Below are 22,505 nucleotides of genomic sequence, written 5' to 3'. Positions count from 1 at the left end.
CTACTGTGCAATGCATGGTACTGTCGTATGCGTGGACCGATCGCAACTGCTCAAAGGACTGCTCGACATCATCGTGCTGCGCGTCCTCGCCGACGAGGACGCCTACGGCTACGAGATCCTCCACCGCCTGCGCAAGGCCGGGTTCGAGGAGCTCGGGGACGCCACGGTGTACGGGACGCTCCGGCGGCTGTTCAAGGCCGGACACCTGTCCACCTACGTGATGCCCAGCGACGCCGGACCGCACCGGAAGTACTACGCGCTCACCGCGACCGGCCGCACCCGCCTGCGCGCCATGCGCGAAGCATGGGAGGACGTCAGCGGCAAGATGCGCGCCCTCCTCGACTCCCCCGAGAAAGGCTGACGATGACCGACTCACCCCGCGGCACCGAGGCGGCGACCTACCTCGCGGAGGTCCGCCGCCACCTCGCCGACCTGCCGCCCGCGGTCCGCGAGGACCTGCTCGCCGACCTCGAAGCCCACCTGAACGAGGTCGCCGCCGACCTCGAACCGGACGCCACGCTCGCCGGACGCCTCGGCGCCCCGGCGGCGTACGCCGCGGAGCTCCGGGAGACCGTCGTCGTCGAAGGCGACTCCGAGCCCGCCGCCCCGCGCCGCGACCGGATCGCGGAGGCCCGCGCCGCCGTGGCCAGGACCGCCGACGCGGCCACCCGCTCGGCCGGCATGGGGGACTTCGCCGAGTTCCGCGAGAAGGTCAGGCCCGGCTGGTGGGCCGTGCGCGGCGCGATCGGCGCGCTGCTCCTGCTCTACTGGATCTCCTCGATGCAGTACGGCTTCACCGACTTCTGGATCTTCGGCGCGATCCCGGGCCTGGTCTTCGGGCTCGCGGCGGTCCTCCTCGGCGTCTGGATCTCCCTGCGGATCGGCACCGCCTCGACCCGCTGGGGCCGCGCCTCGCAGCTGTGGACCGCCTGGCTCGGCGCGGGCCTGGTGGTCCTGGCCGCCTACCAGTTCGCATGGATCTACACCGGCGGGCTGCCGGACCGGTACGTCCCGTCCTCGTCCTACTCCTACGACGACGGCTCCCTGGAGATCGAGGACCTCCGCGCCTACGACGAGAACGGCGAGCCGATCGAGGGGTTCTACCTCTTCGACCAGAACGGGGACCCGGTGCTCCTCGGCGACCCGTACCTGTGCGAGTCGAGCGAGGACCAGTACGCGGACCCGTACGCCGAGCACGGCTACCTGTACCCCCTGTGCGCGACCCCCGAGGAGGCCCTCCAGAACCCGTCCGACGCGGACGACACCGCGGCGCCGACCGCCGAGCCCGGCGACGGGTCCGCCTCCGAGGAGGACCCGACCGACCCGGCCACGACCGAGGAGCCGACGACCGCAGAGGCCACGCCGAGCGAGGCCGAGCCCACCACCGAGTAGTCCCCACCCGCCACACCGGCCCCGTCCGCATCGCGGCGGGGCCGGTGCGTTGCCTGGTGTGACATTGCTCTCGGTGGACCTAAGTGGAAGAAAGAGGGAGCGGCCCGGCCGGTGTCAATGGCCCGTTCGGACGAGCGGAGCGGCCGGGGTTCCCGGCCTTTCGGGCGGGTGCCGCGATACCCGCGCTATCGGGCGAGACGGGCACGGAAACCGTTGCGGTACAGGCGTCGATGTGCCGTAATGTCGCCGTTACCGAGCGGTACGACCGCGGCTGCGGGGCCTCTTAGGGTTGCCCCCGATGTTTACCCGCATGAAGACGACCCGAGCCAAGCACCGGTCCGACGAGCCCCGCCCGCGGGGCCTCCGGCACGTGGTGCGCACCCGGGTGTTCGTGTCCTCGGCGGCCGTACTGCTCGCAGTCGGCTCGGCGAGCAGCGCGAGCGCCGCGATCATCGCGACCGACGACCCCACCGCCGAGGAGCGGCTCGCCGAGCAGATCGTCGCCGACGCCGGGGACGCCGACCGCCAGTGGGACGACGTGGACACGATGACGAGCATCCTGCCCGAGAAGGCGGAGGCCGCCCCCGAGACCGCGCAGTCCGACCCCGTCGAGGTCCCCGCAGAGGAAGAGGAGCCCGCCGCCGAGGAGGAGTCCTCCGACGAGTCCTCCGGCCCCAGCGTCGAGGTCTCCGGCGAGTGCTCCGACTACTCCGGCAACCAGGCCGTCGGCTGCACCATGACCCTCGACGCCGGCTGGGACATGGGCGAGTTCCAGTGCCTCGTGAACCTGTGGAACCGCGAGTCCGGCTGGGACGAGCACGCCTACAACTCCGGTTCGGGCGCGTACGGCATCCCGCAGTCGCTCCCCGGCGACAAGATGGCCGCCAACGGCGACGACTGGGAGGACAACCCGGCCACCCAGATCGCCTGGGGCCTCGACTACATCGAGGGCCGCTACGGCAGCCCGTGCGGCGCATGGTCGCACAGCGAGTCCAACGGCTGGTACTAGCCGCCGCCTAAGCTTCAACCACCGAGCGGACCCGGAGTTCGCTGACCCAGGGAGGCCCTAGCGCAACCGCGCCGGGGCCTCCCGTCGTTCTCCCAGCGCCCCTTCGAGCCGGTTCAGCAGGAACTGGAGCGACCCGCGCAGGTGCCCCTCGTCCTGGCCCGGCTCCCCGGTGAGCGCCGTGAGGACGTACTGCTCGGTGTAGTCCAGGCGCGTGCCGCCGCCCGCCGGGGCCAGCGCCACCGTCACCAGCGAGACGTTGCGGCGCAGGCCCTCCACGACCAGCTCGTAGCCGTAGACGATCCGCCGGGGCTCGGCCAGGTCGAAGATCCGCGACCGCCACTCGACGAGTTCGGGCTCGCCGGAGGCGTCGAAGACCCCGGTCGAGCGCTCGCCGCCGCCGACGCGGAAGTCCAGTTCGTGGGTCTGCTCGCGGCCGGGGACGTGGAACCAGCCGTGGCGCACGTCGAAGTCGGCGAACGCGGCCCACACCCGCTCGGGCGGGGCGGCCAGGTCGCGGGAGACGGCCACGGTCCCGTGGACGGGCGCGCCGGGTGCGTCGGGTGTCATGGAAGCGCCAACGCGGAACGGGCCCTGCGTCTTCCCGCGCTCAGGCCCCGGTCTCCAGGGACGCCGCGCGCACCGAGCGCAGCAGCAGCCGCGGGTCGCCGAGCATCCGCTTCAGGCGCCGCTCCAGTCCCGCTATCGGCGTGAGGTTCTGGGGCGCGCGGGCGTCCTTGTGGGCCGCCGAGCCCAGCGGCGGGAGCGCCGCGGCGGTGGCGTCGGCGAGGCTGATGGCCGCCTCGTCGGTGAGGTCGTCGGAGGCTTCGAGGCGGGCCACGCCCGACCAGCCGCGCGAGCTCGTCCCGGGCAGCCGCAGGTACCACGTGTAGCGCGGCCAGCCCGACACGAGGTGGAACACGGGGGTGCGCTGGCCGGGGGCGAGCTTCTCGACCACGGCGTTCTGCTCGCCCTTGAGGTAGGACCGGGAGTGGCTCTTGATGTAGCCCACGGAGTTGGAGAGCTGGTCGCGCCCGCGCAGGGGCCCGTCGAGGACCGCGAGTTCGGCGTCCATCGCGACCATGGAGGCGACCTTGGCCTCCAGTGCGGCCATCGCGTGCTGGGCCGCGGAGATGAGCTCGCCGGGGTCGGCGGACTCGACCTTGCGGTAGGGGTAGCGCCCGAAGTCGGCGCCGGGGTCGACGGCCGCGAACAGGCCGCGCTCCACGTCGGCCTCGGCCACGGCGGCGACGTGCCCGTCGAGGTCGCAGGCGACCGCTCCGGCGGCCCAGGAGACGCACAGGCCCGGCCAGCGCTCGCCGGGGTGCTCTGGGGTGCTGTCGAGGAGTTCCACGCGGGCGTCGATGCGGCGCACGCCGTCGACCACGACGATGCGGCGCGGGCCCTTGGCGGGGGCGTCGATGGGGCGCCAGTCCTCGGGGTCGAGTTCGATCTCGGTGCGCACGGTCCCCCCGGTGCGCGAGGGCGACTCGGGGTTGTCGGCGAAGGACGGGTCCCACGCGTCGACGGTGATCTGCAAGGCGCACCTGCTTTCAGGTCGATTGCGGCCCAGCCTACTTCCCGCCGTCGATGCGCGCGGGCCGCAGGGCGGGCCGGGGCGCGGGCCCCGGCCCCGGCCCCGGGTCAGGCCTCGATCTCGGTGACGGCGCCGGTCTCCAGGGAGTAGACGGCGCCGACGACGGTGAGCGCGCCGTCGGCGACGAGTTCGGCGAGGTTCGGGTGCTCCTTGAGCGCCTGCACGGTGAGGGCCACGTTCGCACTGATCATCGCGTCGACCGGGTCGCCGGACTCGGTCTCGGCGGCCTCGTAGGCGGGCGTGAGGGACGCGACGATCTCGGGCAGCTCGTACCCGTGGTCCTCGGCCTCCTCGCCGTCTTCGGCGGCGGCGAGGGCGTCGTGGGCGGCGGTGACGGCGCCGCACTTCTGGTGGCCGAGGACGACCAGCAGCGGGGCGTCCAGGGCCGCGGGCCCGTAGGAGACGGACTCGGACACGAGCGGGTCGAAGGTGTTCGCGGCGGTGCGGGTGACCATGATGTCGCCGACGCCGGTGTCGAAGACCAGTTCGGGGGCGACGCGGGAGTCGACGCAGGTGAACACGGCGGCGCGCGGGGCCTGGCCCTCGACGAGCGCCTGCCGGGTCTCGGCGTCGGCGCCGGGGTGGGCGGACTCCCCGGCGGCCCAGCGCCGGTTCCCTTCGAGGAGGGCGTCCCAGATCTCCTCGGCCGTCTCCAGGCTCTTGAAGTCGGGCGCTTCGGTTGCGGTGGAGGCGGTCTCGGAGGCGGCGGCGCCGCCGGTGTCGGTGGAGCAGGCGTCGAGGGCGAGCACGAGGGCGGAGGCGGCGCCGATGGACGCGGTGCCGGTGAGCAGCTTGCGGCGATTGCCGGAAACGTGGAGTGATTTCACGATTCAGGGATACTCCTGCCGCGCGGGCGAACGGGAGGTGAACGAATCCGATGTGGCCCCCGGCACGCGGGGGCCGCGCACCGGCGTCTAGGTGAAGCTCTTCTCGACGTGGGACCCCTTGGCGTCCTTGGTGATCCGGAACCGCACGGGCACCCGCTCGGCGAGCTCCGGCACGTGCGTCACCAGGCCCACGGTGCGCCCGGCCGACAGCGTCAGGGCCTCCAGGGTCGTGGCGACCGCGTCGAGGGTCTCCGGGTCGAGCGTCCCGAAGCCCTCGTCGAGGATGATCGACTCCAGGCACGCGCCGTGCCGCGCGAGGCTCGCGAGCTGGTCGCTCAGCGCGAGCGCCAGCGACAGCGAGGCCGCGAACGTCTCGCCGCCCGAGAGGCTCCGCGCCGGGCGCGCCATGTCGGCGTCGTGGTGGTCCACGACCCAGAAGTCCTGCTCCCGGTAGATGAGGTCGTACTGGCCCGCGGTGATCTGGTTGAGCATCACCGTCGCGCCCGCCACGAGCTCGTCGAGCGCCTCCGACAGGAGCCACTCCATGAACCGCCGCGCCTCCAGGTGGGACGCGAGGGCCTTCGCGACCTCGGCCTCGTGCGCGAAGCGGCGGGTCTCGGCCTCCAGGTCCACGCGCTGGGCGCGGGCGTCGCGCAGCCGCGCGGACGCGGCCTTCGCGGACTCGACGGCCGCGGCGTGCCTCCCGACGTAGTCGCCGCCGGTGCCGGTGCGCGGCACGTCGATGTCGAACTCGCCCAAGGAGAGCCGCAGCTCCCCGCGGAGCGTGGCGGCGCGGCCGTCGAGCCCGGCCAGTTCGGTGCGGGCCGCCTCGCGCTCGGTCCCGGCCCGCTCCAGCGAGGCCGCGGCCCAGCCGACGAGGGCCTCCCAGCTCGCGGCCAGCTCGTCCCCGGCGGCGGGCGGGGCCAGCGCGGCGACCTGGTCGCGGGCGTGCTGGAACTCCTTCCAGGCCCGCTGCTGGCGCTCGTCGGCGGCCTGCTTGCGCTTCTCGGCCTCGCGCAGGGCCCTGCGGGCGGCCTTCAGGGCCGCGCCGGTGCCCGCGAGCTGCTGGCGAGCTTCTTCAGAGGACGCGCGCTTCGCTTGGAGCGCGGGCGGCTCGTCGACGCCTTCGAGGCGCTTCTTCAGGCGCCCTTCGGCGAGGCGCAGCTCGGTGAGGCGCTCCTCGTAGTTCTCCAGCTTCGTCTGGAGCGCGACGACGGCGGCCTGCGCGTCGCGGTGCTCGATCGTGGCGGTGCGGGAGGCCTCCTCGGCCTGCTGCATCGACTCGGAGAGGTCGTGCTCGGGCACGGTCTCGACGGGCCGGTCGCACACGGGGCACTCGTCGCCGACGGCGAGCCCGGCGCGGAGGGTCCCCGCCAGTTCGGCCATCCGGACCTTGTGGAGGGACGCGTGCTGGATCTCGACCTCCTCCCCGGCGGCCTCCTCCAGCTCCTTCGCCTCGGCGAACTGGTCGCGCAGCTCCTCGGTGAGCTCCAGGCCGGTCTTCAGCTTCGACTGGGTCTCGGCGAGTTCGGCCCAGGCCTTGAGCTGGCGTTCGATGAGCGCGAGGTCGAGGCCGTCGAGTTCGCCGCGGAGCCGCTCGTCCTCGGCCTCGGTGGCCTCCACCTCGGTCGCCTTGGCGGCCGCGGCGGCGTTCGCGTCGGCGACCTGCGCGGCGATGTCGGCGACGCCCTCGGGCCGCTTGATGTAGGTGAGGGACGCGAGGTTCGCCTCGGCCTCGGCCAGGCGCCTGCGGGCGGCGTCCACGGCGGCGGCGAGGCCGTCGAGGGCGTTCGCCTTGTCGCGCACGGGCTCGGTGAGCTTCTCCAGCTGCTCGACGCGCTCGGCGGCGGCCGCCAGTTCGGCGTCGGCGACGGCCGGGACGCGCGCGAGCTGCGCCTCCAGGGTCTTCATCGCGGTCGTGGCGGCGTCGCGCTTGGCGCCCGCGAGCTGCTGGACCCGCCGGTACACGCTGTGCCCGAGGAGGTTCTCCAGGATCTTGCGGCGGTCGGCGGGGGAGGCGTGGAGGAACTCCGCGAACTCGCCCTGGGGGAGGAGCACGCACTTGGTGAACTGCTCGAACGGCAGGCCGATGACGCGCTCGGCCGCATTCGAGACTTCGCTGGGGCTGCCCGCGAGCGCGCGGCCGAGGCCCTCCACGAGCGACTCGTCGTCGGCGGGGTCGACGCCTTCGGGGAGCTGCTCCAGTGCGGCCGTGGTGGTCTTGACCTTGCCGTTGCGGTCGCGGCGCAGGATGCGGGTCGCCACGTAGTGGGTCCCGGCGGCGGCGAACACGAGCCGCACGCGTCCCTCCACCGCGGACGGCGCGAGGGCGTTCTGGGTGGTGTTCACGCGCCACCGCGGGGTGCGCCCGTAGAGCGCGAAGCAGATCGCGTCGAGCACGGTGGACTTCCCGGCCCCGGTGGGCCCGGTGAGCGCGAAGAAGTCCACGTCGGTGAAGTCGAAGGTCTCCGAGCCCGTGTAGGACGCGAAGCCGTTGAGGTCCAGCCGGATCGGGCGCATCAGGCCTCCTCGGAGACGGTCTGGGTGTCCTCGTACAGCGCCGAGAACAGCTTGGCGACCGCCGGGTCGTCGTGCCCGTTCTCGGTCAGGTACGTGCCGAACAGCTCGCCGGGGCTGCGCCCGGACCGCCGTTCGCGCGGCGTCTTCTGCTCCAGGCGCATGACCGGGTCGATGTGGATCTGGACGGCCGCCGGGAACAGGTCGGCGACCTCGGCGCGCAGTCCGGCCCGCGCGGGCTCGGTGACGAACACGCGCAGCCACGCGCGTTCGTCGGCCTCGGTCTTCGCGAGCGTCTCCAGGTTCCCGCGCACGGTCTGGAGCGGCACGGCCTCGGTGAGCGGCACGGTCCGGACCTTCGCGGGGACCCCGGCGCTGACCTCGACGATCGCCACGCCCGGGGTGTGGTCCTCCTCGCCGAAGTCCACGGCGATCGGCGCGCCGGAGTACCGGATCGGGCAGGGCCCGACGATCGACTGGGCCCGGTGCAGGTGTCCCAGGGCCACATAGGAGGTGGTGGGCGGGAAGATCGCGGCGGGCACGGCGTAGTCGGCCACGGTGTGGACCTCGCGCTCGCCGCCTCCCACTTTGCCCCCGACGACCGTGAGGTGACCGGTGAACAGGTTGACGGTGTCGGCGCCGAAGTCCTGGGTGAGCGCGGCGACCAGGCGCCGCAGGTGGTCGGCGTAGTTCGCCTCGGCCCCGGCCGCGCCCAGCTCGAACAGCTCGGCGGCGCGCACGGCGTGGCGCTGGGCGATGAACGGCAGGGCCGCGCACTTCCACCGCTCGCCGTCCCTCGTCTCGCCGGTGATGAGGTGGTCGGCGGCCTTGCCGAGGCTGCCGCGCAGATGGATGCCCGCCGCGTGCGCCCATTCGCGCAGGGCGTCGAGGGCCTTGCCGTTGTCGTGGTTCCCGGCCACGACGACCACTTCGGCGCCGGTGCGGCGCAGCGCCGAGAGGGCCGCGGTCAGGAGCTTCTGCGCCTCGCTGGAGGGCGAGGCGGTGTCGAACAGGTCCCCGGCGACGATCACGAGGTCCACGTCCTCGGCCTTGGCGACGTCGACGATCTGCTTGAAGACCGCGCGCTGCTCGTCGAGCCGCGGGCGGCCCTTCAACGTGACGCCGACGTGCCAGTCGGACGTGTGGAGAATCCGCATTGCTACCCCTAGAACGGAATGTCGTCTTCGTCGTCTCCGGCGAGGTCGAAGGGGTCGACCTTGGCGGTAACCGACCGTGCGGTGGCGGCCGGGGCGGACCCGGCCTCGGCGGGGCGGGTGGCCCACGCGGGGAACGGGAAGTTCACCACGAGGGGGACGGGGAGCTCGGGCTGGGCCACGAACATGGTGCCGGGCTTGGCCATGAGCACGCGCATGCGCTGCGCCTGGGTGAGGAACCCGTACTCGGGGCGCGTGGCCTCGGCCGCGTCGAGGCGGCCGACGACGCGGATCGCCGAGTTCGACGCGATGCGCCGCTCCACTTCGGACGCGGTCTGCTGGGCGCCGATGAGGATGACCCCCAGCGAGCGGCCGCGCTCGGCGATGTCGAGCAGGATGTCCTTGATCGGGCTGGTGCCCTCGCGCGGCGCGTACTTGTTCAGCTCGTCGAGGACCACGAACTGGAGCGGCCGGGCCGTGCCCGCCTTCTCCTTGCGCTCGAACTCGCTGCGCAGCACCACACCGACGACGAACCGCTGCGCCCGGTCGGGCAGATTGTGCAGGTCCACGACGGTGACCTGCGCGTCAGAGGACAGCGCCGCGCCGCGGGGCGGCAGGTCGCCGCGGATGAGCCGGCCGATGTCGCGCCCGGAGGCGATGAGCCGCCGGATGAACGCGTTCACCGTGCCCAGGCCGATCGCCGACCCGGCCCACTCGGTGCGGGTGTCGTCGTCGGCGAGCCGCTCGCAGATGAGGTCCACGAGGTCCCGGTAGCTGGTGAGGAGCCGCCCGTCGACGCTGATCGCGCCGTTGTCCTTGGGGCGGGCCTCCTTGCGCAGCCGCGCCGCGACCTGGTGCACGACCATCGTGTACTGCTGGCGGTCGTCGTCGCCGTCGGCGAACACGAACGGCAGCAGGTTCAGCTGGCAGAACTCCGCGAGCGTCCAGTAGAACGCGTCGACCCCAGTGGACCGGCACGCCACGTCGGGGATGCCGTTGGAGTCGCCCTCGCGCGGGGGCGCGAGCACCTCCACGGACTTGAACGCGCCCGGCTCCATGCCCAGGCGCCGGTACGAGTCGCGGACCGTCTCGTCGATCTTCGTGTTGTCGTGGTCGAGGAGCAGCAGGTCCTCGCCCTTGACGTTGAAGATGAGCGCCTTCGTGTTCGCGGCCTCCGCGCCCAGGGCCCCGGAGTGCAGCAGCGAGTACAGCATCCACGTCGCGAACGAGGTCTTCGTGGCGACGCCGGAGATGCCCGAGATCGACACGTGCGCGCCGCGCGTGCCGTCGAGGAAGTCCGGGTTCAGGAACACCGGCTGGCCGTCGCGCGAGAACCCAAGGGGAACTTGGCGGGCCATGCCGTCGAAGTACAGGGCCCGGTCGCGGTCCTCGCCGGAGGCCCGCTGCACCTCGGCGCCCGGGCGCGGCGGCACGAACACCTCGGGCTCGACGCGGGTCACCGTGACCTCGGCGGCCTCCTGCACCTGCGCGGGGAGCAGTCCCCCGGCGATGTCGAACACGTCCGAGTCGAACTGGGCGCCCTCGTGGCGGCTGCGCACCGACGTGACCACCCCGGAGATGCGGACCGTGCCCACCCCCGGGACCTGCCGCTCGGTGGTGAGCACGTCGTCGAGCTGCGCGTACGCCTCCGGCCCGACCCCGACCCAGAACGACAGGGGCGTCGCGTCCTCCGTGCCCAGCACGCGGCCCACCGATTCACTCATCGGTCGATCCTCGCAGATAGCGCAGGATGAGGTTGCCCCCGGCTTCGAGGACGTGTCGCAGCCGCAGCGGCACCGCCTCGGCCGCCTGCTCGCCCTCGGCGATGCGGATCGGGCCCGCGCCGACGAGCAGCGGCGACACCGTCAGGTCCAGCTCGTCCGCGAGCCCCGCCGCGATGAGCGAACCGAACACGTGCGGTCCGCCCTCGCACAGGACCTGCCGCAGCCCGCGCGAGCGCAGCGCCGCGAGGGCCGCCGCGAAGTCCACTTCCCCGGTGCCGGCCGCGATCACGTCCGCCACGTCCCGGAACGGCTCGACCGCCGCCTCCGGCAGGTCCGCCGGGACGATGAGGATCGGCCGCCGCGGCGCCTCCGTGAAGATCCCCGCCTTCGGGTCCAGGCTCGCCGTGCGCGAGGCGACCGCCATGACCGGCACCTCCGGCAGACCCTGCGCCCGCCGCCACGCCATCCGGTCCTCCGAGAGCACCAGCGGCCCGTACCCCTCGGCCCGGACGGTCCCCGACCCGGCCAGGAGCACGTCGCACCGCGCCCGCAGGACCTTGAAGACCCGCTTGTCCTCCGCCCCCGAGAGCGGCCCCGACAGGCCCTCCAGGGTCGCCGCCCCGTCGGCGCTGGACACGAAGTTCACCCGCAGCCAATCCGGCTCCGGCGGCGCATACGCCGCGTAGACCTCGTCGTCGGTCAGTTCATCGAGTTTTCGGTACAGCACGTCTGCCACCGCTGAAACCTAGCCCACCCCTCCGACAGCGGCCTCCGGAACCCGCACGGGTGGTACCATCGGTGGCATGACGCGGAAGAAGAGCACCGTCTACCTCGATGAGCGAGCGGACCTGCGGCTTGAAGCCGAGGCCCGGCGTCGCGGGGTGTCCAAAGCCGAACTGATGCGGATCTTCCTGGACGAAGGGCTGCTGCGGTCAGGCGAACGCGAACCGCTCCCGCCGCTGCCGAAGTTCAGCAGCGGTCGCGCCATGACCGTCGAGGAGATGGACGAGGCGATCTACCAGAGCATGAAGCGGCGCGCCGAGAAGCGATGATCATCGTCGCCGACACCTCCGCGGTGCTCGCCGCGTTCGACGAGAGCCAGCCGCACCACGAAGCGGCCGAACGGATCATGGAGACCGAGCCGCTGCTCGTCTCTCCGCTCGTCATGACCGAGCTCGACCACCTGGCCCACCGCCAAGGCGGCTTCGACTTCGCGATCGCGGTCGCCGAATCGCTGCTGGCGCGGTTCGAGCGCGGCCGCTACCAGCTCGCCTCCGTCAAGTTCGAGGACCTCGCGACCGCCAACCGGCTCCGGCTCGACTACCGCGGCCTGGAACTCGACCTCGCCGACACGGTGGGCGTCGCGCTCGCCGGCCGCTATGAGACCAACCGGATCTTCACCCTCGACCAGCGGGACTTCCGAGCACTGAAACCGCTCACACCGGGCTTCGACGCCTTCGAGATCCTCCCCTTCGACTGGGACGGCTAGGCCCCCAGCACCCTGTCCAGGTACGCGTTCGCGAAGCGCCGCTGCGGGTCCACCTCGTCGCGCACCCGCCGGAAGTCCTCGAAGTGCTTGTACCGCCGCGACAGCTGCTCTGCGCCCAGCGTGTGCATCTTCCCCCAGTGCGGGCGCCCCTCCGCCGCGTCGAACACCGCCTCGCAGTCCCGGAAGTACGGCACGTGGTCGTGCCGGTGGAACTGGTGCACCGCCACGTACGCCGTCCGCCGCCCCTGCGCCGTCGACAGCCAGATGTCGTCCGCCGCCGCGAACCGCACCTCCACCGGGAACGACACCGTGTGCCCCTCCCGCTCCACCAGCGCCCGCAGCTCCCGCAGCACCGACGGCAGCGCCTCCCGCGGCAGCGCGTACTCCATCTCCCGGAACCGCACCGTCCGCGGCGACGTGAAGATCCGGTGCGACCGGTCCGTGTACTCCCGCGCGCTCCACACCCGCCCCGCCACCCGGTTCAGCCGCGGCACCATCGACGGGAACCGCACCCCGACCCGGTTGCTCGCCGAGAACAGCGCGTTCTCCGTGAACGTCTCGTTCCACCAGTACGACAGGCGGCTCGGCGCGCGCGACGGCTCCGACATCGCGTGCCGGTTGTTCCGCTTCGTCAGCGTGCGGTCCGTGTGCGGGAACCAGTAGAACTCGAAGTGGTCGTTCTCCGCGACCAGCTCGTCCAGGCCCTCCAGGACCGCCCCGAGCCGCTCGGGCCGCTCCACCGCGTGCAGCCGGAACGCCGGCACGCACTGGAGCGTCACCTCCGTGATCACCCCGACCGCGCCCAGCCCCAGCCGCGCCGCCGCGAACAGCTCCGGCCGCTCGAACTCCGTGCACTGCACGGCCTCACCGCTCGCCAGCACCAGCTTCAAGCCCTTGACCTGCCACGCGAACCCCCGGTACCGGTCGCCCGTGCCGTGCGTCCCCGTCGAGATCGCCCCCGAGATCGTCTGCGCGTCGATGTCGCCCATGTTCTCCAAGGCCAGGCCGTGCGCGTCCAGGACCGCGTTCAGCGCCTCCAGCCGCATCCCCGCCTCGACCGTGACCAGCCCCGACTTCGGGTCCACCGCCACGACCTGGTCGAGCCCGCCCATGTCCACCCGCACGCCCTCGGGCACCGCGATCGCGCTGAACGAGTGCCCCGAGCCGACCGCCTTCACCCGCAGCCCGTCCTCCGCCGCGGCGGCCACCGCGGCCGCCAGCTCCTCGGACGTCGCCGGGCGCACCGTCCGCACCGGCTCGGCGCCCTCGGTTCGCGACCAGTTCTGCCAGCGTTCGTTCTCGGCGACGGGGGTCCCCATGGCGGCGGTCCTTCCAACGACTCTGTTGAATACGAGGTGTACTTCACGGTAGCTTTCATCTAACCCCACTTGACCTGCGGAAGGGAAGTCGGATGGGCTATCAGGGAGTAACGGGCTCGCCAGGGGCCGCCGCACAAGGCGCCGCCGACCAGCGGTTCGGCGTCCTCGACCGGGCGACACGCGGCTTGCAGCCGCCGTTCGCCGCGGTCGATCTGGACGCCTTCGACACCAACGCGGCCATCCTGCGCCGCAACGCCATCGGCAAACCGCTGCGCCTCGCCAGCAAATCCCTGCGCTGCCGCCCTCTCATGCGGCGCGCGCTCGCCCAGCCCGGCTTCAAAGGCGTCCTCGGGTTCACGCTCCCCGAAGCCCTCTGGCTCGCCGGTGCCGACGAGCACGGGGAGTTCGACGACGTCGTCGTCGCCTACCCCACCGCCGACACCGACGCGCTCCGCGCGCTCGCCGCCGACGACCGCCTCGCCCACCGCATCACCCTCATGGTCGACTCCGTCGAGCACCTCGACTTCCTCGCCCGCCACGTCGAGCCGAACCCCTCGCGGCCCCTGCGGCTGTGCCTCGAACTCGACGTCTCGCTCGAACTCCTCGGCGGCCGCGTCCACATCGGCGCCTACCGGTCCCCGGTCCGCACCCCCGACCAGGCCCTCGACATGGCCCACGAGATCGACAAGCGGCCGGGCGTCCACCTCGTCGGCATCATGGGCTACGAGGGCCAGATCGCGGGCGTCCAGGACGCCTTCAGTGCCGCTGCGCTGCGCTCGCCCCTGGTGCGGCTCATGCAGACCGTCTCCAAAGCCGAGCTCGCCGAGCGCCGCGCCGAGGCCGTCGCCGCCGTCCGCCGCGTCACCGACCTCGAATTCGTCAACGGAGGCGGCACCGGCTCGGTCATCTCCACCGCCGCCGACCCCTCGGTCACCGAGATCGCCGCCGGGTCCGGCCTCTACTCGCCCGCCCTGTTCGACGGCTACCGCTCGATCCGGCCGCTCCCGGCCGCGTTCTTCGCGCTCCCCGTCGTCCGCAGGCCCAAGCGCGGCATCGTCACCGCCCTCGGCGGCGGCTGGATCGCCTCCGGCGTCCCCGGCCCCGACCGCCTCCCCAAGCCCGCGTTCCCCGCCGGGCTCCGCTACTCCAAGACCGAGGGCGCCGGGGAGGTCCAGACGCCCCTGCGCGGCCGCGCCGCCGACGCGCTCGCCATCGGCGACCGCGTCTGGATGCGCCACGCCAAGGCCGGGGAGCTCGCCGAGCGTGTCAACACGATCCACCTCATCCAGCGCGGCGAGGTCGTCGACGAGGTCCCGACCTACCGCGGCGAGGGCCGCGCGTTCGCCTGAGCCGCAATGCGAGGCAGGCCCGGCGGGAATCCCGCCGGGCCTGCCTCACCCCGTCTTAATCGTCGTTGCCGCGGCCGCCGCCGTTGCCGTTCCCGCCGCCCTCGGTCGTGCACTGGCCCAGCCACTCCATGATCGGCGTGCACTCCTCGTCCCCGCCGCCTCCGGGCGGCGTCGGCGAGGCGCAGTGCGTGTCGGCCGGGTTGCGCTGGCAGAACGGACTGTCCGCGTCGACCATGCCCTGGTCGTTGAGGATGTCGTCGATGATCGCGGACCCGACCTTCTCGGCCTCGGTCCAGTTCTCGGTCTCGTACCCCTTCGCGTCGATGGCCCCCTCCATGAACTGCTTCCACACGGGATAGCTCAGGGTGCCACCGAAGACGTTGTCGGTGCCGCCGTCCTTGTTCAGCAGCGGCGCCGACTCGGCGGTCGCGTTGCCGACCCACGCGGCGATGCTCAGCTGCGGGATGGCGCCGACGTACCAGGTGTGGGCGTTGGCGTTCTCGTAGCCGTCGGCGGTGGCCTCCCACGTACCGGTCTTGCCGGTGTAGGGGCGGTCGATCGCGCCGCCGTCGCCGTCGATCTCGGAACCGACCCACTGGAGGTTGCGGGCGATGCTCGCGTCCAGGGCCGCGGTCTCCTCCAGCTCGCGGACCGGCGGGACCTCGTTGCCGTTGCGGTCGAGGACCTTCTCCACGAAGTGGGTCTCGTTGTAGGTGCCGTCGTTCGCGATGGTCGCGTACACCGACGCCATGTCCAGCACCGAGGTCGGGTACTGCCCGAACGCGATGTGGTAGTAGAACGGCGAGTTCGGCGAGTCCAGGTCGAGCGGGGTGCGCACGGGCACGCCGTTCGCGTCGACCTCGTCGAGCGGCGCGAGCGGGTCGACGTTGCCGTTCGAGTCCGTCACGAAGGAGCCGTCCTCGTTCTCCTTGGTGCCGTGGCGCGTGTAGGTGATCGTGCCGTCGCCCTCGATGTAGAACCGGTACGTGACGGAGACGCCGTCCTCGTTCTGGCTCATGGTCCGCAGGCCCATCTGGATGGCGTTCTCCAGGATCGCGGTGGCGCCGTACTTCTCGGCGATCGCGTACATGGGCGTGTTGCGGGAGTTGCGGACCGCCTCGGTGAGGGTCATGTCGGTGTTCTCGTTGCGGCCCGCGTTCGAGATGGTGCCGTCGCCGATGCCCTCCATGGTGTCGAACTCGCGCGGCGAGTCCGAGTTCCACCAGGAGTCGATGGAGGCGCCGTTCTCGATGGCCGTCGCGGCGGTGATCATCTTGAACGTCGAGGACGGCGGGTGCGGGTTCTCCATGCCGGCCTTGTCGACGCCGAGGCCGTTCTCGCCGCCGTAGTAGCCGAGGACCCGGCCGGTGCCGGGCTCGACGGCGACGACGGCGTCGGCCATCGACTTGTTCTGGTCGGCGAGGGCGGCGTCGTCGTTGGAGTTCGTGAACTCGAAGAAGCCGTCGCCGTTGACGTACACCTCGGCCTCGTTGATGTCGGTGACGACCTCGCCGTCGGCGTTGAGGTAGTTGCCGTCGTCGTCGGTGACGCGTTTGAGCTCGCCGCGGCTGGCGGTCGACTTCGCGAGCTCCTGGATCTGCGGGTCGAGGGTGAGCTGCACGGTGTAGCCGCCGGTGTTCGCGTCCTTGCCGTAGAAGTCGTTCTGGGTGAGCCCGTAGCGGCTCTCCAGCTCGTCCCAGATGTAGCCGTCGTTGGGGTTGGTGATGAAGCCCGTCGCGACGTTGTGGCCCCACGTGCCCGGGTTCTCCAGGGCCGCACGGGTCTCGGGCATCCCGGCGTCCAGTTCGGCCTGGACCGCGGCGACGTCCTCGTCGCTGAGCTCGCCCTCGCCGGTCATGGTCAGCAGGGACTCCATGCCGTGCGTCCACCGGTCGAGCGGCGCGGTGCTGCCCTCGGCGGCCAGCAGCGGGTCGAAGGAGCCGTCGCCGGCCTTGACCTGCATGGTGAGCATGGTGGCCTGGCCCCAGGTGAGCTCTTCAAGCGGCACGCCGAACCAGACCTCGGAGGCGGCGGCGATGCCGTAGCTGCCGCGGCCGTAGAAGTTCAGGTTCAGGTAGTGCAGCAGGATCTCCTCCTTGGAGTACTGCTGCTCCAGCTTCATGGCCATGACGGCCTCTTTGGCCTTGCGGCCGTAAGAGAGGTCGTCGCGGATGTCCATGACCATGCCCGCGTACTGCTGGCTGATCGTGGACGCGCCCTGGGTGTCGCCGCCGGTGACGTTGTTGACCAGGGCGCGCATGGTGCCCTTGTAGTCGACGCCGTCGTGCTCGAAGAAGTCCTTGTCCTCCAGGGCCAGCAGCGACCAGACGACCTGCGGGGGCAGCTTGTCGTAGGAGTCGACGAGCTTGCGGGTGTACTCGCCGTACCCGGCGATGAGCGTGCCGTCCGAGTAGGTGATCGAGGTGGACTCGCCGAACTTGAGGTCCTTCGGGGCGGGCACGTTCTGGAAGAACCAGGAGCCGGCCACCGTCACCGCGCCGAGCATCATCAGGCAGACCATGATGAGGGCCGCGTAGACGCGGCGGCGGCGCACGGAGATCTTCTTCTTGCGCTTCTTGCCGCCGGGCGGGGGAGTGCCGGGGCCGGACTTCGGCCTGGCGGCGCCCACGACCGAGGCGCGGCCGACGCCCGCGCGTCCCGCCGCGGCGGGGACGGGGCCGGGTCCGGGAACGGGGCCGTGACCGGGGGCGCCTGCGGGCGGTCCGGGCGGCGGGCCCGCGGGCGGGCCCATCGGAGGCGGCGGTGCGCCGTGTCCCGGCGGGAGCCCGGGTGGCGGGCTCGCCTGGAAGCCGGGTCGCGGCCCTGCCGGAGGCCCTGCGGGAGATCCGGGAGGTCCGGCCGAGGGGCCTTGGGCGGGGCGGTAAACGTCGCTCATGCTCAACCATCCACGAGTTGTGAGGTGCCGGTCCTCGACGCGCGGTCCGAGCCGGCTTCGGCGAGCGCTGCCGAAGGGTGGTGGGTCCGGCCGGCACCCGCAGAACCTTGGATGCTAGCGGACCACGCCCGGTAGGCGAGGAGTGCTCGGATTCGCGGGTGAGGAACACCGCTTATCGCCCACCTTAGACCGCCGGTGCGACTCTCCTTCCGTCCCACCGTGCCTGGTCCGGGCACCCGCGCCGACATTCCGGACACCCCATGCGTTCACGGACGCCCGCTCCCGTGACTTATTTCACCCGTTACCGGGCGGCGCCCCTCGCGGCCTGGCGTCCCGAGAACAGGCACCCGCCCAGGAACGTCCCCTCCAGCGACCGGTACCCGTGCATCCCGCCCCCGCCGAACCCGGCGGCCTCCCCGGCCGCGAACAGACCCGGCAGCGGCGTCCCGTCGCCTCGCAGCACCCGCCCGTCGAGGTCGGTGTGCAGCCCGCCGAGGGTCTTCCGGGTGAGCAGGTTCAGCCGCACCCCGATCAGCGGCCCGGCCTTGGGGTCCAGCAGCCGGTGCGGCGAGGCGACCCGGATGAGCTTGTCGCCCCGGTAGTTCCTTGCGCCCCGCAACGCCGTGACCTGCAAGTCCTTCGTGAACTTGTTCCCCATCTCGGCGTCCCGCGCCTCGACCGCGGCCCGCACGGTCTCGTACTCCAGCAGGCCCTCCCCGGTGATCGCGTTCATCTTCGCCACCAGCTCCGGCAGCGTCTGGGCGACCGCGAAGTCCGCCCCGTGCTTCTTGAACGCCTCCACCGGCCCCGGCGCGCCCGGCAGGACCCGCTTGAGCAGCAGCTTCACGTCCTTCCCGGTGAGGTCGGGGTTCTGCTCCGACCCGGAGAGGGCGAACTCCTTCTCCAGGATCTTCTGCGTGAGCACGAACCACGTGTACTCGTGCCCGGTCGTCATGATGTGCTCCAGCGTCCCGAGCGTGTCGAACCCGGGGAAGTAAGGAGCGGGCAGCCGCTTCCCGGTCGCGTCCAGCCACAGCGACGAGGGCCCGGGGAGGATCCGGATGCCGTGGTGGGGCCAGATCGGGTCCCAGTTCTCGATGCCCTCGGTGTAGTGCCACATGCGGTCCCGGTTGATCAGGTCCGCCCCGGCGTCCTCGGCGATCCCGAGCATCCGCCCGTCCACGTGCGCGGGCACCCCGGAGATGAGCCGCTTCGGCGCCTTCCCGAGCCGCTCGGGCCAGTTGGCCCGCACCAGGTCGAAGTTCCCGCCGATCCCGCCCGAGGCGATGAGCACCGCCCCCGCGCTGATCGAGAACTCCCCGAGCGCCTCCCGGCTCGTCGACACCCCGCGGGCCGACTCGTCCGGTGACAGCAAGGTCCCGGACACCCCGGTGACCCGCCCGTCCGTCATGTCCAGCCGGTCCACCCGGTGCCGGAACCGCAGCTTCAGGCGCCCGTCCCGCGCGGCCTCCTCGACCTGCCGCACGAACGGCGCGATGATCCCCGGCCCCGTCCCCCAGGTGATGTGGAACCGCGGCACCGAGTTCCCGTGCCCCTGCGCGGTGTACCCGCCCCGCTCGGCCCACCCCACCACCGGGAAGAACCGCACCCCCAGCGAGTGCAGCCACGCCCGCTTCTCCCCGGACGCGAACTCCACATACGCCTCGGCCCACTGCCGCGGCCACGCGTCCTCGTCCCGATCGAACCCCGCCGTCCCCACCCAGTCCTGCCACGCCAGCTCATGCGAGTCCTTGATCCCCATGAACCGCTGCTCCGGCGAGTCCACCAGGAACAACCCCCCGAACGACCAGAACGCCTGCCCCCCAAGCGACTGCCCGCCCTCCTGATCAACCAGCGTCACACTCTTCCCAAGCCCCACCAACTCCGAGGCAGCCACCAACCCCGCCAAACCACCCCCGACGACAACGACGTCACTGTCCATCGTCCGAATCCTCTCGATCGCTCTGGTGCCCTAAGCTGGAGCATCCCCTTACGGCCCTGTTCCAGGAGGTTACGGCACTCGATGACAGAGGACAATAAGCTCGCCCCAGGTCAGACCTTCACTCGAATAGAACTCTCCAAAATCTTCGGGGGCGCGCTGTACAGCGGGATTGTCCCCTCGAACACCACTCCGAACGTCTTGCTGTACTCGGACGCGTCGAAAGGCGAGGCCAACGGCTATTTCGACAGCTTCGCGATCGAGGACGATCATGGGCCCCTGTTTCACTACACAGGTGAGGGACGGACTGGCCCCCAGAAGATGACAAATGGCAACAAAGCAATCCTGAACCATGTGAAAGATGGCCGGGCTCTGCATTTGTTCTGGGCCGTTGGCAAGCTCAAGGGCAGCGACACCCGGCTCCATCAGTATGTGGGTCAGTTCGAGATTGACCCGGTGAAGCCATACTTCACCCGCACCTCCCCGGACAAGGATGGCAATAGCCGGACGGTCATCGTGTTCCGACTGCGAGCTGTCAACTCCATCAAGAAACCTTCGATTGACTACATGACGGTGCCCGTTCAGGCGACGTACACCGAGGTTCATGACGAGCCAGTCCACGAGATCCAGGATCCAGCCACGAGCCGCCTGATTGAAACGGAACGAAACTCAGGCATCACCTTCGTGCGGAACCCCTCCGCTGAAGCAGTGTTCGAGCGCCGGGAAGGTGCCTTGGTTGACCGGTTCAAGGCCTTCCTTGAAAGCCAGAGCCACGAGGCAAAGCGATGGCTGGTCAGTCCGGCCGGGATCCGATCGGGCTTCCAGACGGACATCTTTGATGTCACCGACCATGTTCTCTATGAGGCCAAGGGTCAGGCAGACCGCAACTCGATCAGGATGGCTATCGGCCAACTTCTCGACTATCAACGATCCATCGAGCCCAGACCAACCCTGGCAGTTCTATTGCCGGAAGCCCCGCTCGAAGACCTTCAGCAACTTCTCAAGGAAGTCGGCATTGGACTCGTCTATGAACAGGGCGCCGCATTCATCGGCTGGCCGGCCAGTCTGACCTAAAACCCATGCCTCGTCACTGCGGTGGTGGAGCGGGGTCTGGAGGTGACGGGGAATCGAGCGGTGGGGGCGGGGGGAGTTCCCAGGCTGCGTGGCGTAGTTGGGTTACCAGGTGGTCTGCTGCGGTTTCGATGTCTTCTTTGCGGAGCTTGTCGGGGAGGCGGTTGGAGGCGATGCGGGAGAGGATGAGGATGTTGAGGGCGGTCTCGCGGAGGAGGAGGGGGAGCGGGATGCGGTGGCGGGCGCCGGCGAGGGTGGTGATCGCGTCGGCGAGGTCGTCGAGTTCTGGTGTCGACATTGGCGTCTCCTGCGTCGCTGGTAGTGGCGAGGTCGTCGAAGGATCGATGTCGCGGAAAGTGTAGAGGCGACCACCGACAGTTCTCGCTGTCGAGTGACGCGGGTCGCAAAGGGACAGGGCCCGAGGCGCGATCGTCGCCTCGGGCCCTGGTTTCAGGAGCGGTCAGGTCAGGTTCGGGCCCACAAGGCCGGGGTCACGTCCGGGGTCCAGGTGGACTGGGACGTGTGGGCGATGACGCAGCGGTAGCCGACGCCGTTGTAGGTGACGAGCGCGCCGACGGCGTACGCGGTGCCGGCGCTCCAGGTGCCGCTTCCTCCGCCGTCGCCGATGACGAGGGTGAAGGTCGCCGTGCGGGTCACCGTCCCCTGGGCGGTGACGGTGATCGTGTGGGTTCCCGTGGCGGCCGTGGCCGCCACGTTGAGGGTCAGGGTCGCCGAGCCGCCGGTGGTGACCTGGCTCGGGGTGACCGCGGCCTGGACGCCGGTGGGGGCGCCGGTGACGGTGAGGTTCACCGACTGGGCGCTGCCGGAGGTCGTCTGGGTGGCGACGGTGGCGGTGGCGGACTGGCCCGGCCGGACCGTGGCGGTGCCGGGGGAGACCGACATGGTGAAGCCGGGCTGGGTGCCGCCCGTGGTGGTGAGGGTCGCGCCGGTGCGCTGGAGGGCCCGGTTCAGCGGCTCGAACACGGTCCAGCCGCTCGGGCAGGTGCCCGCGCCGCCGGACGTGATGCCCTGCGCGCTGCTGCCGGAGATGTACGAGCCGCCGGAGTCGCCCGGCTCGGCGCAGACGGTCGTGCGGGTCATGCCCGAGAGCGAGCCCTCGGGGTAGCTGATCTGCACGCCCTTGGCCTCGATGACGCCGCAGTACCAGCCCGTGGTCGAACCGGACCGGCACACAGAGGCGCCGACGACCGCTTCGGTGGCGTTCGCGACCTGGACGTTGGTGTTGTCGTAGCGGTTGACGTTCGGGGAGACCTGCCAGCCGGTCCCGGCCTGGACCCACGCCCAGTCCTCGCCGGGGAACTGCGAGAGGCGGAACTGCCCGCCCGCGCCGGTGCCGCCGGTGATCTGGCCGGACCCGATGTCGCAGTGGCCCGCGGTGACGAACCCCTGCCCGTACGTCGGATGGGTGGCGGAGAAGCCGACGGAGCAGCGGGACTGCCCGGCGATGTTGTAGGCGTCGCCGCCGCGGATCGACCCCTGGTAGGGGATCGGCTGCTCGGCCTCGACCGAGACGCTCCAGGCGTCCGCGTCGAGACCCGCCTCCTCCGCGACCCGTTCGGCCGCTTCGGCGTCGGAGGCGACGATGGCGATCCGGTTGGCGGGGAGGTCGACGTACCAGCTGTAGACCTCCTCGGCGGCGAGGGCCTCGACCGCGGCGGTCACGTCGGCCGCCAGGGCCGACAGGTCCGCGGTGGAGCGCTCGACGACCGCGGCCTCGTAGCCCGCTGCGTCGAGGGTCGTGGCGAAGGGTTCGGTGGCGGCGACGACGATCTGTCCGTCGGCGTCGATCCAGGTGCCCGCGTAGTCGGCGCCGAGCCGCACGGTGGCGAGGTGTTCGATCTCGACCGCCGCGTCCTCGGCCGCGAGGCGTTCGAGGGCTGCTTCGGTGGTGAGGCCGAGGTCGGTCTCCATCGCGGCGAGCACGGCGGGGTCGACGTTGGGCGAGGGGGGAGGGGTCTGTGCGTTGGCGGTGAACGGTGCGCTGAGGATGAGCGCTCCGCTTCCGGTCAGCACCGCCGCCGCGACGGCGGCGATGCTCCTTCGAGGACTCATGTTCATGCCTTTCTCGCAGGTCATGCGAAAGGTCGATGAGAACTGTGGTGTGGCCACGCGCCCAGCCTAGGAGCAAATTAATAGATTGTAAAGTTTCTATATAGAAAAATCTGACCCTCTTTCGTCCCTTGTGTCCGAGGAGGTTCGCGCTG

Annotated in this window: 19 protein-coding genes; 7 read left to right on the top strand and 12 right to left on the bottom strand. The window is 71.3% G+C overall.

Annotated features, from left to right (window positions below; translation table 11 throughout):
* The first annotated feature begins 31 nt into the window (after nucleotides 1–31).
* The 3 genes from ACFFXY_RS12930 to ACFFXY_RS12920 all read left to right on the top strand — a co-directional run bounded on the left by ACFFXY_RS12930 (nucleotide 32) and on the right by ACFFXY_RS12920 (nucleotide 2,401).
* A complete protein-coding gene (locus tag ACFFXY_RS12930; RefSeq protein WP_106362076.1) occupies nucleotides 32–361 on the top strand; it encodes a PadR family transcriptional regulator in 330 nt (109 codons plus the stop codon).
* A 2-nt stretch (nucleotides 362–363) separates the two neighbouring features.
* Nucleotides 364–1,392: a DUF1700 domain-containing protein gene (locus ACFFXY_RS12925; RefSeq protein ID WP_382350846.1), complete on the top strand. Its 1,029-nt coding sequence runs from the start codon at nucleotides 364–366 to the stop codon at nucleotides 1,390–1,392.
* Nucleotides 1,393–1,702: 310 nt separating this feature from the next.
* A complete protein-coding gene (locus ACFFXY_RS12920) occupies nucleotides 1,703–2,401 on the top strand; it encodes an aggregation-promoting factor C-terminal-like domain-containing protein (RefSeq protein ID WP_382350843.1) in 699 nt (232 codons plus the stop codon).
* A gap of 57 nt (nucleotides 2,402–2,458) precedes the next feature.
* On the opposite strand, the gene ACFFXY_RS12915 is transcribed toward ACFFXY_RS12920, so the two are convergent.
* The 7 genes from ACFFXY_RS12915 to ACFFXY_RS12885 form a co-directional block, all read right to left on the bottom strand.
* Nucleotides 2,459–2,968: an SRPBCC domain-containing protein gene (locus ACFFXY_RS12915; RefSeq protein WP_382350840.1), complete on the bottom strand. Its 510-nt coding sequence runs from the start codon at nucleotides 2,966–2,968 to the stop codon at nucleotides 2,459–2,461.
* 40 nt (nucleotides 2,969–3,008) lie between these two features.
* Complete coding sequence (locus ACFFXY_RS12910; protein WP_382350838.1) at nucleotides 3,009–3,938, bottom strand: hypothetical protein; 930 nt, start codon at nucleotides 3,936–3,938, stop codon at nucleotides 3,009–3,011.
* Between the two features lie 104 nt (nucleotides 3,939–4,042).
* On the bottom strand, nucleotides 4,043–4,822 hold the full coding sequence (locus tag ACFFXY_RS12905) for a carbonic anhydrase (RefSeq protein ID WP_382350835.1): 780 nt from the start codon (nucleotides 4,820–4,822) through the stop codon (nucleotides 4,043–4,045).
* 87 nt (nucleotides 4,823–4,909) lie between these two features.
* Nucleotides 4,910–7,342 carry an AAA family ATPase gene (locus ACFFXY_RS12900; protein WP_382350832.1) on the bottom strand — a complete coding sequence of 811 codons (2,433 nt, stop codon included), beginning with the start codon at nucleotides 7,340–7,342 and terminating at the stop codon, nucleotides 4,910–4,912.
* A complete protein-coding gene (locus tag ACFFXY_RS12895; protein ID WP_382350829.1) occupies nucleotides 7,342–8,496 on the bottom strand; it encodes an exonuclease SbcCD subunit D in 1,155 nt (384 codons plus the stop codon). The genes ACFFXY_RS12900 and ACFFXY_RS12895 overlap by 1 nt, the downstream gene beginning before the upstream one ends.
* A gap of 8 nt (nucleotides 8,497–8,504) precedes the next feature.
* Nucleotides 8,505–10,217: an ATP-binding protein gene (locus ACFFXY_RS12890; protein ID WP_382350826.1), complete on the bottom strand. Its 1,713-nt coding sequence runs from the start codon at nucleotides 10,215–10,217 to the stop codon at nucleotides 8,505–8,507.
* Entirely contained in the window at nucleotides 10,210–10,953 is a 744-nt protein-coding gene (locus ACFFXY_RS12885) for a pyrimidine reductase family protein (protein WP_382350823.1), read from the bottom strand. The genes ACFFXY_RS12890 and ACFFXY_RS12885 overlap by 8 nt, the downstream gene beginning before the upstream one ends.
* Before the next feature lie 67 nt (nucleotides 10,954–11,020).
* On the opposite strand from ACFFXY_RS12885, the gene ACFFXY_RS12880 reads away from it, so the two are divergent.
* A complete protein-coding gene (locus ACFFXY_RS12880) occupies nucleotides 11,021–11,269 on the top strand; it encodes a ribbon-helix-helix domain-containing protein (protein WP_382350821.1) in 249 nt (82 codons plus the stop codon).
* Nucleotides 11,266–11,706: a type II toxin-antitoxin system VapC family toxin gene (locus ACFFXY_RS12875; protein ID WP_382350818.1), complete on the top strand. Its 441-nt coding sequence runs from the start codon at nucleotides 11,266–11,268 to the stop codon at nucleotides 11,704–11,706. Before ACFFXY_RS12880 ends, ACFFXY_RS12875 begins: the two co-directional genes overlap by 4 nt.
* Here the strand turns inward: ACFFXY_RS12875 and ACFFXY_RS12870 are convergent.
* Nucleotides 11,703–13,025 (bottom strand): D-arabinono-1,4-lactone oxidase, encoded by a 1,323-nt coding sequence (locus tag ACFFXY_RS12870; RefSeq protein ID WP_382350815.1) that lies wholly within the window; start codon nucleotides 13,023–13,025, stop codon nucleotides 11,703–11,705. The two genes, ACFFXY_RS12875 and ACFFXY_RS12870, sit on opposite strands and share 4 nt — an antisense overlap.
* Nucleotides 13,026–13,117: 92 nt before the next feature.
* Here ACFFXY_RS12870 and ACFFXY_RS12865 point away from each other — a divergent pair, with 92 nt between their 5' ends.
* The gene (locus ACFFXY_RS12865) at nucleotides 13,118–14,374 is read left to right on the top strand and encodes an amino acid deaminase/aldolase (protein ID WP_382350812.1); all 1,257 of its coding nucleotides are present in this window, start codon (nucleotides 13,118–13,120) and stop codon (nucleotides 14,372–14,374) included.
* Nucleotides 14,375–14,429: 55 nt separating this feature from the next.
* Here ACFFXY_RS12865 and ACFFXY_RS12860 read toward each other — a convergent pair whose 3' ends face one another.
* Both ACFFXY_RS12860 and ACFFXY_RS12855 read right to left on the bottom strand, forming a co-directional pair.
* Nucleotides 14,430–17,003: a transglycosylase domain-containing protein gene (locus tag ACFFXY_RS12860; protein WP_382350809.1), complete on the bottom strand. Its 2,574-nt coding sequence runs from the start codon at nucleotides 17,001–17,003 to the stop codon at nucleotides 14,430–14,432.
* Nucleotides 17,004–17,571: 568 nt separating this feature from the next.
* Complete coding sequence (locus ACFFXY_RS12855; protein ID WP_382350807.1) at nucleotides 17,572–19,212, bottom strand: FAD-binding dehydrogenase; 1,641 nt, start codon at nucleotides 19,210–19,212, stop codon at nucleotides 17,572–17,574.
* A gap of 81 nt (nucleotides 19,213–19,293) precedes the next feature.
* Here ACFFXY_RS12855 and ACFFXY_RS12850 point away from each other — a divergent pair, with 81 nt between their 5' ends.
* Complete coding sequence (locus ACFFXY_RS12850; protein ID WP_382350804.1) at nucleotides 19,294–20,283, top strand: SRA domain-containing endonuclease; 990 nt, start codon at nucleotides 19,294–19,296, stop codon at nucleotides 20,281–20,283.
* A gap of 13 nt (nucleotides 20,284–20,296) precedes the next feature.
* Here the strand turns inward: ACFFXY_RS12850 and ACFFXY_RS12845 are convergent, their stop codons facing one another.
* Entirely contained in the window at nucleotides 20,297–20,578 is a 282-nt protein-coding gene (locus ACFFXY_RS12845; protein WP_382350801.1) for a hypothetical protein, read from the bottom strand.
* 167 nt (nucleotides 20,579–20,745) lie between these two features.
* Complete coding sequence (locus ACFFXY_RS12840; protein ID WP_382350799.1) at nucleotides 20,746–22,377, bottom strand: carbohydrate-binding protein; 1,632 nt, start codon at nucleotides 22,375–22,377, stop codon at nucleotides 20,746–20,748.
* Nucleotides 22,378–22,505 lie beyond the last annotated feature (128 nt).

This window comes from Glycomyces mayteni, from assembly GCF_042428885.1.
GTDB classification, from domain to species: domain Bacteria; phylum Actinomycetota; class Actinomycetes; order Mycobacteriales; family Micromonosporaceae; genus Glycomyces; species Glycomyces mayteni.
Note: the sequence above shows the minus strand (reverse complement) of the source record. Positions and strands in the feature narration are given on the sequence as shown.